Here is an 11975-nt window from a genome sequence, read left to right on the forward strand (position 1 = left end):
TTTTGATGGAAAAGTATGAAAATTTAATTCCCCGTTTTTTAAAGTATGTCAAAGTTAATACCCGCTCAGATGAAGCTTCTAAGACGGTTCCTTCCACCCCTAGTTTAGTGGAATTTGCTAAAAATTTAGCCCAAGAGCTTGAAGAAATTGGTTTGCAAGATGTGCAAATCATGGATGATGGCTATGTTTTTGCGACTTTGCCAAGTAATTTGGATTATGACGTTCGGACTGTAGGTTTCATCTCTCACTTTGACACTGCGGATTTCAACGCTGAAAATGTCAATCCGCAAATCGTGGAAAACTATGATGGTCAGTCAGTGATTAATTTAGATGCTGAGGGTAAATTTGTTTTAGACCCGGCTGAATTTCCAAGTTTAAAAAAATACCAAGGCCACACCTTAATTACGACAGATGGGTTGACCTTATTAGGGGCCGATGATAAGGCTGGCGATGCTGAGATTATTACTGCGATGGAATACTTGATTCAACATCCAGAAATTAAACATGGTCCTGTGAAAGTTGCTTTTGGACCGGATGAAGAAATAGGGACTGGGGCGGATAACTTCCATGTCAAAGAATTTGGTGCAGATTTTGCCTACACTGTGGATGCTGGCCCTCTAGGTGAGTTGGAATATGAAACTTTTAACGCGGCCCAATTGGAATTAACCTTCCATGGTAAAAATGTGCACCCCGGTTCAGCTAAGGGCTTGATGATTAATGCCTTACAATTAGCGGTTGATTTCCAAAACCAATTACCAGCTAATGACGTACCTGAAAAAACCGATGGTCGTCAAGGTTTCTATCACTTGCTTAAAATTGAAGGAACTGTTGAGGAAGCTAAAGCGGTTTACATTATTCGCGATCACGATCGCCAAATTTTCGAAGCACGTAAGAAATTAGTTGAAGATATTGTGTCCTTTATGAACGAAAAAGCTGGCCGTGGGGTGGTCTCTTACGAAATGTATGATCAATACTACAACATGCGTGAAATCTTAGAAAAAGACATGTCAGTGGTAGAAGTAGCCAAAAAAGCGATGGAAAACTTAGATATTAAGCCAATTATTGAACCGGTTCGTGGGGGGACTGATGGCTCTAAGATTTCATTCTTAGGTTTACCAACACCTAACTTCTTTGCCGGTGGTGAAAATATGCACGGTCGTTACGAATACGTATCAACTACGGTAATGGCCCAAGCTACAGATACCATTTTAGAAATTATTCGTTTAGTTGCTGCTGAAAAAGCTTAGGTATAAAGTAAAGCTGACATGCTAGAAAAAGAGCCTAGCACGTCGGCTTTTACTGTTTTTGCCAAAATTTGACGGTCAGGGTAAATAAAAGGACGCTAATGGTTAGATGGCAATAAAAGATTTGAAATTTTGTATACTAATGTTATCAGCAACCCCAAGATTTCCCCTTGAAAAAGCTGATTGCTAATTAACATAAATCTAACTTAACCCAATTCCCCTTAAAATGGGTTAGTTACATCTTTATTTGACCCTTGATTTTCCCCTATCGAGGGTCTTTTTGTCGTTGCATATTCATAATGAATATATGGCACAAATAGTGTTAAGTTTGAGGATTTTTGACTATGTTAAAGGTACATGCTATATTGGAATTGTGAAATAAAAAACAAGTAGAAATTGGAGGAATTCAAGATGGTGGAATACCGTGTTGAGTCAGATACCTTAGGTGACGTAAAAATTCCCGCTGATGCTTTATGGGGACCACAAACTGAAAGGAGTCGGCACAATTTTCCAACCGGGAAACTTATGCCCTTGAATTTAATTCGGGCTTTAATTCAATTAAAAAAGGCAGCCGCGCAAGCTAATTTTACTTTGGATAATTTAACTGCTGAAAAGAGTACTTTAATTGTTAAAGCTTGTAATGAATTGTTAAATTTAGGCGATGAAGAATTACAAAAAGCCTTTCCCTTGAAAATTTATCAAACAGGTTCTGGAACCCAGACAAACATGAATACCAACGAAGTTATTGCTCATGTGGCTGCCAAGTTGGATGACAGTGTGGAAATTTTACCAAACGACGATGTTAATCGAGGCCAAAGTTCAAATGACATCTACCCAACAGCCATGAATATTGTGGCAATTGAAGCCGTAAAGAACTTAGAAGAATCGGTGCAAACTCTAATTGCTGCATTGGAAGAAAAGCAAGCAAAGTACTGGTACACTGTGAAAATTGGGCGGACGCACTTACAAGATGCAACCCCATTGACTTTCGGGCAAGAAATTTCTGGCTGGGTTTCTATGTTGGAACATGATTTAGAATACCTCAGGCAATTAGCTCCAACTCTAAATGAATTAGCTATTGGGGGAACTGCAGTGGGAACTGGTTTGAATGCTGTACCTGGTTTTGCCGATATAATTGCAAAGAAGATGTCTGATATCTATCATACGGACTTTACGGCTACTTCTAATAAATTTTATGGATTAGCAGCCCACTCCGGCCTAAATGTTGTGCACGGGGCTTTCAAGTCTTTGGCTAGTGATATGATGAAGATTGCTAATGATATTCGTTTTTTGGCTTCTGGTCCACGAGCTGGGTATGGTGAATTGAAGATTCCTGCTAACGAACCAGGCTCATCTATCATGCCAGGAAAAGTTAACCCAACTCAATGTGAAGCTGTAACTATGGCTGCTGTGCGTGTTATGGGGAATGATGTAGTAGTAACGATGTCTGCTTCACAAGGTAACTTTGAAATGAACGTCTTTAAACCTGTTTTGATTGATGCCTTCCTAGAGTCGGCAGATTTATTAGCTGGTACGATTGATGGTTTTACGGAACACTTAGTTAAAGGCTTAGAAGTCAATGAAAAACGCATGGAAGAATTGGTTGAAAATTCTTTGATGACTGTGACGGCTTTATCACCACATATCGGTTACCACGACAGTGCGGTGATTGCGCAAACCGCCGAAAGAAATGGGGTTACTTTACGGCAAGCCGCCTTGGAATCTGGTAAGGTAACTGCAGAACAATATGACGAATGGGTGAATCCCTTAAAGATGACCAACGTCGATTAGCGAGGTAGGAATATGACTGGAAAATTTGTTTTTATACCTCAAGAATTTACGAGTTTAAAAAATCAATATGATGCCGTGATTATAGGTTCGGGCGCGACAGGTTTAGTAGCGGCTTTACAAGCACGTGAACTAGGCATGCGGGTTGTAGTTTTAGAAAAGCTGGACAAATTAGGTGGGAACACTAATCGGGCTTCGTCAGGGATGAATGCCGCCGAAACTTATGTCCAATCACGTAAGGGGATTGTTGATGAAATGGATAAGTTTTATCAAGAAACTTATCAAGCAGGGGGAAAGATGAATGATCAAAATCTTTTGAGGTACTTCGTTTCTCATGCCGGCTTAGCGGTAGACTGGTTAGCAGCTCACAGTATTTTTTTAAATGACTTAACGGTTACCGGAGCCATGAGTATTAAGCGGACTCACCGACCAACAAGTATGGTTCCGATTGGGGGCTTTTTAATTACAGAACTTTTAAAAGTAGTTCAAAGATATGATATTCCTGTTGTCCATAAAACTTCAGTCACCGAATTGGTACAAGTAGATGGTAAGATTTGTGGAGTTAAGGTCATCAATCAGGCTGGTCAAGAAAAGACGATTGTAGCTAAAGCTGTGCTCTTAGCGACTGGTGGTTTTGGCGCTGGTAAAGAAATCATCGCTAAATATCGGCCTGACCTGTTGGCTTACAAGACTACTAACCATGAAGGAGCCACTGGGGATGGTTTGGTCTTAGCCCAAAAAGTGGGTGCCCAGTTAGTTGATATGAATTTAATTCAGGTTCACCCGACGGTCCAACAAGATCAACCACATGCTTTTCTAATTGGGGAAGCTGTTCGGGGAGAAGGAGCAATTTTGGTTAACCAAAAAGGGCGACGTTTTGTTAATGAACTGGATACACGCAAGGTTGTTTCAAATGCGATTACCGCTTTGCCTGAACAAAGTGCCTACTTAGTCTTAGACCAATCGGTCCGTAACCGGGTCAAGGCCATCGAATTTTACGACAAGACAGGTTTGGTGGAAAATGCTACAAGTTTAGAAGAGCTAGCTGAAAAGATTAGGGTGCCGGTTAAAACTCTCTTGGCTACTGCTAAACGCTACAATGAGTTAGTAGCTAAAGGTGAAGATGAAGATTTTAGTCGTAGCATGAGTCTTCATACTTTAGAAAAAGGTCCATTTACCGCGATTCACATCGCGCCTGCTGTTCACTACACTATGGGTGGGATTCATATTACGGACAAAACGGAAGTGCTTGACAGTGATGGAAAAGTGATTGCCGGTCTCTTTGCAGCTGGGGAAGTTGCGGGCGGTTTACATGGAAATAATCGTGTTGGGGGAAATTCGATTGCCGAAACGGTCGTTTTTGGGATGCAGGCTGGCCGTCAAATGAAGGTTTATACTGATAGCCTTAAACGATGAAAGTGAAGATAAGCTTTATAGCTGTATTTAGTTAATAGTAACAAAAAACGGTTTTCGCACGAAAACCGTTTTTTATGAATAGGATACTATTTTACCCTTCGTAGCCGACCATGAGACCACCTTCTTCTGCATAGTAAGAGCAAAGTCCCCGTAACTCTACGATATCAACTTGGCTTTTAGGGTGAGCGGCTCGGATAGCAGAAGCTAAGGCTTGGGCGCCGTCAGGATTATTGTTGTGACCAATTTTAGCTCGTCCGTGGTCAAAACCATGGGCTTCCATTTCGGAAAGTAACAGGCGGATAGCCTTTTTAGCACCCCGTGCTTTACCGACGGATTCTAAGTCCCCGGAATCACTAGCACGACCGACCATACGAATTCCTAACATACCGGCTAGTTTAGCGATAGTTCCGTTAACACGTCCGTTACGGGCTAAGTTAGTTAAATCTTCTAGGGCAAAAGCTAAATGGGTACGTTGGTGGTAAGCAGTCATTTGGGCGGAGATTTCTTCAAAACTCAAATCTGCTTTGACTAATTCCGCCATTTTTTCTACTAAAAGTCCCATTTCGGGACCAGCTGATTTGGAGTCAAGCATGAAAATTTTTTGGTTGTTTTTTTCTTCTTGATTAATGCTAGCGGCTTGCTGAGCGGCGTTGTAAGAACCGGAAAGTTGGCTGGTAATGGTTACCCCGTAAACTTCATCGGCATCTCCGAAAGCTTCTTGCCAGCGGTGAACATTGGGGCAAGAAGTACTGGTTTTATCGTTAGTAGCCTTTAATTTAGTTTTTAGTTTTTTTAAATCGAGATTTTGGTCATCATGAATTTCTTGACCATCAATAATTAAGGTTAATGGCACATTTTCAAAGTTAACGCCATCAAGAGCCAGAATATCGGCGCTCGAATCCGCAATGATTTTTTTGATCATAGTTTACTTGTCCTTTTTCTTTGTAATATCTTGTTTAAAGTGTACCTGGAACGTAGTTTCTTGTCAAGGGTTACGGTATAACCGATGACCGGTTTTGGCTTGACTTTTGATTTTTTTTTGGTTAAATTATTAAGCAAAAGCAAGAGAAAGGGTACAAGATGGAAAGAGAAATTTTACCGGCTTACACCGAAATTCCTGATGTAGGCTTGTATTTAGAGCAGACCAGTAACTATCTAAATCGTTATTTGGAACCTTTAGATATCAAGGTGACCAATTCAATGTTGAGTAATTATGTTAAAAAACACATAATCACTAGTCCTGAAAAAAAACAATATTCACGGCAACAAATTTGTTATCTATTTTTCATTACTTTGACTAAAAGTGTGATGTCTTTAGACGAACTAAAATTGGCAGTAGCGATGCAACAATCAAGTTATGAAACCGAAGTGGCTTATAACTATTTTCGAGCAGAATTAAAGAAGGTTGTCGATCACGTTTTTGAGGGAACGAATTTACCACCTCTAGATTGTCAAAAAGCACACCCTAATAAAATTTTTTTGCGAAATACAATTTTAGCAACGGTTTATCAGGTGTATATTAAGCGTTATTTACACGAGGCCAACTTGTTAACGGAGACAAACTAAGGTAACATTAGGAAGAAGAATTTAGTAAAGAGGTTTTTTATATGTCACAAGATAAATTAGTTGATTTACACTGTCATATTTTACCAGGATTAGATGATGGCTCCCCTGATTTAGAACATTCCTTGAACCTTGCACGTGAGGCAGTGGCGGATGGTGTGACGCATATTTTGGCGACACCTCACCATTTAGATAATGAATACGTAAATCACGCGACGGATGTTGTTAAAGCAGCGGCGGATTTTCAAGCTCAATTAGATGCCCAAGGAATTGAGCTCGCAGTCTTTCCTGGTCAAGAAGTTCATATCAATGGTGATTTACTTCAACGTTATGATGACCTATTGGGGATTGATGAAAATAAGCGTTACATGTTACTTGAATTTCCTCATGGTGAAGTACCTGGCTATGCTAAGCGTTTGATTTTTGATTTGCGTAAGGTGGGGACTACGCCGGTCATTGTTCATCCAGAACGTAATCGTGGTTTTCAAAAAAATTTGGATTTACTTTATGATTTCATTAGTGAAGGTGCCTTAGCTCAGTTGACTGCTACCAGCTATTTAGGAGGGTTTGGGAGCAGAGTACAAGAAATTTCCGAACAATTGGTGGCACATAATTTAGTGCAAATCATGGCTTCAGATGCCCATACCCTAAAGGGACGGAAGTTTGTGTTGGGAGAGGCTTTCGATAAATTAACCAAAAAAATGGGGTCAGAAGTGGCGCAGCAGTTTGAACTTAATGCCGAAAACTTAATCAATGGTCAAAGAGTTGTGGCCCAGGATTTCACTCGTCCTAGTCAAGGATCCATTAGTCAAAGAAAGGAACGGAAAAAGAAGCGATTCTTTTTCTTTTAAGAGGTCGTTTATGCAATTAATTATTTCACCCTCCAAAAAAATGCAAATTAATCAGGATGATTTTGAGGTTTTTGACCAGCCTTACTATCAAGATCAGTCCAACTATTTGCGAGATGTTTTACGCAAAATGGATTTTGCGGAATTAAAGAAACTCTGGCAAGTTAGTGATAAATTAGTGAGTGCCGGTATCGAGGATCTGAAGCGCTTGGATTACGCTCAAGGTCTCACACCTGCGATTATGGCTTATACAGGTTTGCAATACCAAGCTATAGGCGCAGATTTATTGACCCAAGCGCAGTTAGATTACCTCCAAGACCACTTGTGGATTTTATCCGCTTTTTATGGAGCCTTGCGACCTTTCGATGGGGTTCAACCACATCGTTTAGACATGAAAGATAGTTTGAATGGTGAAAAAATGTATGATTTTTGGGGCGAACGTTTAGCCGATTTAGTAGCTGAAAATGGTCCTGTGATTAATTTAGCCTCTGATGAGTATGCTAAGTCAGTTCAACCTTATTTAGAAGCGAAGAACTTTATCACCATTGCTTTTAAAGAAAAAAATTCCAACGGGAAATATGTCACTAAAGCAACGAATGCTAAGCGGGCTCGGGGATATTTTGTACGTTGGTGTGCCGAAGAAGGAATTAGTGATGTGACTCAACTCAGAAATTTCGATTTAGTCGGTTGGACTTATAATTCCGAACTTTCACAGGATAATTTATTAACCTTTATCAAGTAATCATAATCCTTGCTAGTTAATCTGGTAAGGATTTTTTGGCAATTTGTCTTGCAATAATAGTTATTTTTGTGATATCATTATGATATCAAAGGAGGAAATCAGATGACTGCAGATAAAAATACCTCCTTTCTCTTACGCTTGCCCGCCAAGATGAAGGAGTTGTTAGAAAATCGTGCCAAGGCCGAAAATCAAAGTTTGAATGGTTATCTCAATTCCGTTTTAGAAGCTGAATTAAATACCGAAAATCAAACCGAAACCTTGGAGCAGCGGCAGTTTATGGGGCAAAAAATCCCCGCTAGTAAGATTGATCTTAAGAATGGTTTGGTCGAGATTGCTGGAATCTATTATCGTTACCTGATTGAGGGTAATCAGCCTGCAGAAAAGCGGGACTATATTGTTTTAGAGGTGACTGGTAATATCGTCACTTTACGCCCCTTAGTATAAATGAAAGTAGGGAAGAAGTTATGTTAGGAGTTAAAATTGTTAAGCAAAATTGTCAAGGTTTGGTGGAAACTTTAGGGAAGTATTCCCGGAGTGTGGATGCAGGTTTGCATTTCTATGTTCCTTTAATTCAAAGGATTGTTCCGGTGGAGATGGCCATGCACCCTTTAAAGTTACAAAAATATTCTGTAATTACTAAGGATAACGCGGATATTGAAGCATCGGTAACTTTGAATTATCATGTTACAGATGCTCGTAAGTACACTTATGAGAACAGTGATTCAGTAGAATCAATGGCCCAATTAGTTCGCGGACACTTACGTGATATCATTGGGCGTCTGGATTTGAACGAGGCCCTAGGATCAACTTCTAAGATTAATGCCGAATTGGCCCAAGCTATTGGGGACTTAACAAATATCTACGGAATTAATGTTGACCGGGTCAATATTGATGAATTAACGCCTTCGATTGAAATTCAAAGAGCTATGGACAAGCAATTGACAGCTGATCGGGAAAAAGTGGCTGCTATTGCTCGTGCTGAAGGGGAAGCGCGTAATATCAAATTAACAACTGATGCTAAGAATCAGGCTTTGATTGATACTGCGCAAGCGCAAGCGCAGGCCACCAAAACTAAAGCTGATGCGGAAGCTTACCGGATTGCTAAGATTCAAGAAGCTTTAGGACAAGTTGATGAGAATTACTTCAAGGATCAAAGCTTAGAAGCTTTTGCTCGCTTGGCAGATGGTAACAACAACTTAGTGGTTTTAAGTAAGGACGAAGTAACCAAGCTTGCTGATCTTCCTGCAGCTAAGAAAATTTGGGAAGAATCATAGGAGGTACATGTCCAATGAAAAAAGAGCAAAGATTCGAGGTTATCTACCGTCAAGGAATTGTAACGGATTATAAAATTGTGGTGGATAGGGTGACTGGGGTCAATTATCTTATATATAACAGTGGCGAAGGTACGGGCTTAACGCCACTGTTAGATGCACAAGGAAACGTTGTCGTGACGCCTGTTACGTCTATAGCCACTAATCGTAGTTATTGACGAGGGGAGGAAAAGTTATGCTAAAAGTTTTAAAAATGTTAGGATATTTTCTTTTTGGAGGTTGTCTATTAGCCCTGTTTTTGCTCGTGCAAGGAAATGGTAGTTACCATGTTGAATTTCTGCATTTATACTTAGGTTTGATGTTACTAACCTATCCTATTTTTCGCATCAAAAATCCGAACTGGTTTAGTGCTCAAGTAGCTAATTATCGGCAAAATAATTTTGATAATTACCAAAATCAAAGAGCTAAATATCAAAAAATCGGTCCTTGGTCCAGTCCAGGTGTGCGAGTTAATCCCTACGAATACAGTACAGTTTATCCCATTTCTTATGATTGGGGCTACGGTCTAGGTAAGAGCATTTTATTAACTGTGTTATACTTATTTTTAGCACCAGCTTTTTGGTTGTTGGCTTACTTCATGCAAAGAAATAAGTAAAGAAGGTGATAATTTGAAATTAAAAGCGTATCTCTTACGTAGCCAAGCTGCTTATGCTAGTTTAGGTGCAGAAAGCTATTTGGAAGATGGGCAGACTTTGGCACAGGCAGATTTGTTTGCCAAATATGGACGCATTATTTTAGCTCAAACGGGTCAAGGAACCTATAAGATGATTCCCATTTCCAAATACAATGGGGATGCTATGTATACTCAAATACCTTATGAATTAGTTGTTTTAGACTAGAAGTAAAATTATTTAAAGAAATACCGGTTAAATTAACAAATTACCGGTATTTTTTGGTAGAATGAGGTGTGATGCAAAAAAATGGAGGGAAGAAACACGTTGAATAGTTGGTTATTTTTAGCCCTAATTTTATTAGTGGCCTACCTGGGAAAAAACTCTTCACTAATTATTGCTACGGTTGCGGTTATGCTTTTTAAGCTTTTGCCTCAAAGTGACAAATTATTAAATCTCATCCATGCTAAAGGAATTAACTGGGGGGTGACCATCATTACGGTTGCCGTTTTGGTGCCGATTGCAACTGGTGAGATTGGCTTTGAGGATTTAATTAAGGCTTTCAAGTCACCAGCTGGTTGGATTGCGGTGGCCTGTGGGGTCTTAGTGGCAGTGCTCTCCAAAAATGGGTTGGGCTTTTTAGCGACTTCACCTCAAGTGACGGTGGCTTTAGTTTTAGGAACTATTGCCGGTGTCGTTTTCCTGAAAGGAATTGCGGCCGGACCAGTGATTGCGGCCGGAATCACTTACTGTATTATTACTTTATTTAAATTAAGCTTTTAAAGAGGAGACTATATGTTACAAGATTTAATGGGACGCGAAATTACGGCCATGGTTACTGATGAAAATGACCAGGCCATTTTCGCTCAAAAAGATGGCCATACGTTCCGTTTAGCCAAAAGTGAACTTAAAAAGGTGCCTAAACCCGGTGCGATGATTACTGGTTTTGCTTATGAGGATGAAAACCACCACTTGGCTTTGACAAAAACTTTACCTAAAAGTCGCCTAGACTGGTATGATTGGGGTACAGTCGTTAAAGTTAACCGCTCTTTAGGGGTTTTTGTTGATATTGGTTTACCTAATAAGGATGTGGCAGTATCTTTAGATGACCTACCAACTATTACAGAATTATGGCCTAATGTGGGTGATAAGCTATTATTAGCCTTAAAAGTTGACGCCAAGGGTCGTTTATGGGGGGAATTAGCTACAGAAGAACAAATTCGTCAAGTTTCCGTACGAGCTGATCGCAAAATGAAAAACCGCAATGTGACCGGAACGGTTTACCGGTTGAAGATGGTAGGAACTTTTATTTTAACAGATCACTACAATCTTGGTTTTATTCACCCTTCTGAAAGAGAACAAGAACCCCGTTTAGGGCAAGTTGTTTCTGGGCGGGTAATTGATGTCAAACCTGACGGTAGCCTCAATATTTCTTTACGTCCGCGTGCCTTTGAGGCTATTGGCGATGATGCCCAAATGATTTTAGCTGCTTTGCAACACACGCCGGGGTATGTCCTGCCGTTTACAGATAAATCTTCTCCTGATGAGATTAAGGCATATTTTGGAATTAGTAAGGGTCAATTTAAGCGGGCTGTGGGTCATTTAATGAAGGCCGGTGTTGTGAAGCAGGCTGATGGACTATTGGAATTAATTCAACAAGATTAGGCAGAAAGGGTTACGGTAAGGTAGTGGATGATGCTTTATAAATACAAAGAAAGTTATAAAAAAATTGCCATGGGCTTGCTGTCTTTTATTCCTGACTTAAAGGAATTATCCCATTTGCAAGAAGTGATGGATTGGTATGCTCAGAGTGAGGAACGTCAACTATATCTTTGGCAAAATGATCATGGTGATTTTGCTGGAGTCGTAGGAGTAGAGGTTGTGCCGGACTTAGTTTTAGTGCGTGAAATTGCGGTTTCTCCCGCCCAACGCCAAGAAGGTGTGACCTACTTGATGTTAGATGAATTAGAAAAGCTCTACCAGCGTAAATTGATGGGGAGTATTGAAGTTAGCAGTCTAATTACGAAGTGGGAACAAAGGAAAAATGGCTAATGAAGAAGATGTTTTGACCTTTAAATTGCAAAGTTTTGAAGGTCCGCTAGATTTATTGTTGCACTTAATTAAGCAAAATGAAATGGATATCTACGATATTGAGATGGTTGCTATTACCAGTCAGTACTTAGACTATCTCCACCGCATGAAAAAAATGCAACTAGACATTGCCGGTGAATATTTGGTAATGGCGGCAACTTTGTTAAATATTAAGAGTCGCTTACTTTTGCCAAATGAGCAAGCGCCCCAAGTTGAAGATGAAACTTATGAAGATCCGCGTGAAGAATTGGTGCAACAATTACTTTTACACCAAGCCTTTAAGGAGCAGCCGCAAATCTTAAGGCTTTGCTGATGAACGCCAACAATTAATCAGTCGCCCC

Annotated in this window: 16 protein-coding genes; 15 read left to right on the plus strand and 1 reads right to left on the minus strand. The window is 40.0% G+C overall.

Annotation, left to right across the window (positions count from 1 at the left end; translation table 11 throughout):
• Window positions 1–5: 5 nt before the first annotated feature.
• From pepT to JCM10991_RS03465, 3 genes are all read left to right on the plus strand, one after another.
• The gene (gene pepT, locus JCM10991_RS03455) at window positions 6–1247 is read left to right on the plus strand and encodes a peptidase T (RefSeq protein ID WP_025020566.1); all 1242 of its coding nucleotides are present in this window, start codon (window positions 6–8) and stop codon (window positions 1245–1247) included.
• A 408-nt stretch (window positions 1248–1655) separates the two neighbouring features.
• Entirely contained in the window at window positions 1656–3035 is a 1380-nt protein-coding gene (locus JCM10991_RS03460) for a class II fumarate hydratase (RefSeq protein WP_025020567.1), read from the plus strand.
• Between the two features lie 12 nt (window positions 3036–3047).
• Window positions 3048–4448: a flavocytochrome c gene (locus JCM10991_RS03465; protein ID WP_025020568.1), complete on the plus strand. Its 1401-nt coding sequence runs from the start codon at window positions 3048–3050 to the stop codon at window positions 4446–4448.
• A gap of 91 nt (window positions 4449–4539) precedes the next feature.
• Here JCM10991_RS03465 and JCM10991_RS03470 read toward each other — a convergent pair whose 3' ends face one another.
• On the minus strand, window positions 4540–5370 hold the full coding sequence (locus tag JCM10991_RS03470) for a DegV family protein (protein WP_023860607.1): 831 nt from the start codon (window positions 5368–5370) through the stop codon (window positions 4540–4542).
• Window positions 5371–5528: 158 nt separating this feature from the next.
• On the opposite strand from JCM10991_RS03470, the gene JCM10991_RS03475 reads away from it, so the two are divergent.
• The 12 genes from JCM10991_RS03475 (at window position 5529) to JCM10991_RS15645 (ending at window position 11947) form a co-directional block, all read left to right on the plus strand.
• On the plus strand, window positions 5529–6014 hold the full coding sequence (locus tag JCM10991_RS03475) for a DUF1836 domain-containing protein (protein ID WP_051527946.1): 486 nt from the start codon (window positions 5529–5531) through the stop codon (window positions 6012–6014).
• 41 nt (window positions 6015–6055) lie between these two features.
• Window positions 6056–6862, plus strand: coding sequence for a tyrosine-protein phosphatase (locus tag JCM10991_RS03480; protein WP_025020570.1), 807 nt, complete (start codon window positions 6056–6058; stop codon window positions 6860–6862).
• Between the two features lie 10 nt (window positions 6863–6872).
• Window positions 6873–7601 carry a peroxide stress protein YaaA gene (gene yaaA, locus JCM10991_RS03485; protein WP_025020571.1) on the plus strand — a complete coding sequence of 243 codons (729 nt, stop codon included), beginning with the start codon at window positions 6873–6875 and terminating at the stop codon, window positions 7599–7601.
• Between the two features lie 102 nt (window positions 7602–7703).
• A complete protein-coding gene (locus JCM10991_RS03490) occupies window positions 7704–8045 on the plus strand; it encodes an Arc family DNA-binding protein (RefSeq protein ID WP_025020572.1) in 342 nt (113 codons plus the stop codon).
• Between the two features lie 20 nt (window positions 8046–8065).
• Window positions 8066–8875 carry an SPFH domain-containing protein gene (locus JCM10991_RS03495; protein ID WP_023860612.1) on the plus strand — a complete coding sequence of 270 codons (810 nt, stop codon included), beginning with the start codon at window positions 8066–8068 and terminating at the stop codon, window positions 8873–8875.
• A 14-nt stretch (window positions 8876–8889) separates the two neighbouring features.
• Window positions 8890–9090, plus strand: coding sequence for a DUF6440 family protein (locus tag JCM10991_RS03500; protein ID WP_025020573.1), 201 nt, complete (start codon window positions 8890–8892; stop codon window positions 9088–9090).
• Window positions 9091–9107: 17 nt separating this feature from the next.
• On the plus strand, window positions 9108–9527 hold the full coding sequence (locus tag JCM10991_RS03505) for a hypothetical protein (RefSeq protein ID WP_025020574.1): 420 nt from the start codon (window positions 9108–9110) through the stop codon (window positions 9525–9527).
• Window positions 9528–9540: 13 nt separating this feature from the next.
• Window positions 9541–9771 (plus strand): hypothetical protein, encoded by a 231-nt coding sequence (locus tag JCM10991_RS03510; RefSeq protein WP_023860615.1) that lies wholly within the window; start codon window positions 9541–9543, stop codon window positions 9769–9771.
• Window positions 9772–9870: 99 nt separating this feature from the next.
• Complete coding sequence (locus JCM10991_RS03515) at window positions 9871–10326, plus strand: DUF441 domain-containing protein (protein ID WP_025020575.1); 456 nt, start codon at window positions 9871–9873, stop codon at window positions 10324–10326.
• A 12-nt stretch (window positions 10327–10338) separates the two neighbouring features.
• A complete protein-coding gene (locus JCM10991_RS03520) occupies window positions 10339–11208 on the plus strand; it encodes a CvfB family protein (protein WP_023860617.1) in 870 nt (289 codons plus the stop codon).
• A gap of 30 nt (window positions 11209–11238) precedes the next feature.
• Window positions 11239–11595 (plus strand): RibT protein, encoded by a 357-nt coding sequence (locus tag JCM10991_RS03525; protein ID WP_025020576.1) that lies wholly within the window; start codon window positions 11239–11241, stop codon window positions 11593–11595.
• Window positions 11588–11947, plus strand: a complete 360-nt coding sequence (locus JCM10991_RS15645; protein ID WP_225349912.1) for a segregation and condensation protein A — start codon at window positions 11588–11590, stop codon at window positions 11945–11947. The genes JCM10991_RS03525 and JCM10991_RS15645 overlap by 8 nt, the downstream gene beginning before the upstream one ends.
• Window positions 11948–11975: the final 28 nt, after the last annotated feature.

This window comes from Ligilactobacillus equi DSM 15833 = JCM 10991, assembly GCF_000615765.1.
Taxonomy (GTDB): domain Bacteria; phylum Bacillota; class Bacilli; order Lactobacillales; family Lactobacillaceae; genus Ligilactobacillus; species Ligilactobacillus equi.

What these genes read in the sequence shown, in the direction of transcription:
- JCM10991_RS15645 (WP_225349912.1), top strand. Translation starts at nt 11,588, where the DNA reads ATGGCTAATGAAGAAGATGTTTTGACCTTTAAATTGCAAAGTTTTGAA.
- JCM10991_RS03495 (WP_023860612.1), top strand. Translation starts at nt 8,066, where the DNA reads ATGTTAGGAGTTAAAATTGTTAAGCAAAATTGTCAAGGTTTGGTGGAA.
- yaaA (WP_025020571.1), top strand. Translation starts at nt 6,873, where the DNA reads ATGCAATTAATTATTTCACCCTCCAAAAAAATGCAAATTAATCAGGAT.
- pepT (WP_025020566.1), top strand. Translation starts at nt 6, where the DNA reads ATGGAAAAGTATGAAAATTTAATTCCCCGTTTTTTAAAGTATGTCAAA.
- JCM10991_RS03460 (WP_025020567.1), top strand. Translation starts at nt 1,656, where the DNA reads ATGGTGGAATACCGTGTTGAGTCAGATACCTTAGGTGACGTAAAAATT.
- JCM10991_RS03480 (WP_025020570.1), top strand. Translation starts at nt 6,056, where the DNA reads ATGTCACAAGATAAATTAGTTGATTTACACTGTCATATTTTACCAGGA.
- JCM10991_RS03500 (WP_025020573.1), top strand. Translation starts at nt 8,890, where the DNA reads ATGAAAAAAGAGCAAAGATTCGAGGTTATCTACCGTCAAGGAATTGTA.
- JCM10991_RS03470 (WP_023860607.1), bottom strand. Translation starts at nt 5,370, where the DNA reads ATGATCAAAAAAATCATTGCGGATTCGAGCGCCGATATTCTGGCTCTT.
- JCM10991_RS03475 (WP_051527946.1), top strand. Translation starts at nt 5,529, where the DNA reads ATGGAAAGAGAAATTTTACCGGCTTACACCGAAATTCCTGATGTAGGC.
- JCM10991_RS03465 (WP_025020568.1), top strand. Translation starts at nt 3,048, where the DNA reads ATGACTGGAAAATTTGTTTTTATACCTCAAGAATTTACGAGTTTAAAA.
- JCM10991_RS03490 (WP_025020572.1), top strand. Translation starts at nt 7,704, where the DNA reads ATGACTGCAGATAAAAATACCTCCTTTCTCTTACGCTTGCCCGCCAAG.
- JCM10991_RS03525 (WP_025020576.1), top strand. Translation starts at nt 11,239, where the DNA reads ATGCTTTATAAATACAAAGAAAGTTATAAAAAAATTGCCATGGGCTTG.
- JCM10991_RS03520 (WP_023860617.1), top strand. Translation starts at nt 10,339, where the DNA reads ATGTTACAAGATTTAATGGGACGCGAAATTACGGCCATGGTTACTGAT.
- JCM10991_RS03505 (WP_025020574.1), top strand. Translation starts at nt 9,108, where the DNA reads ATGCTAAAAGTTTTAAAAATGTTAGGATATTTTCTTTTTGGAGGTTGT.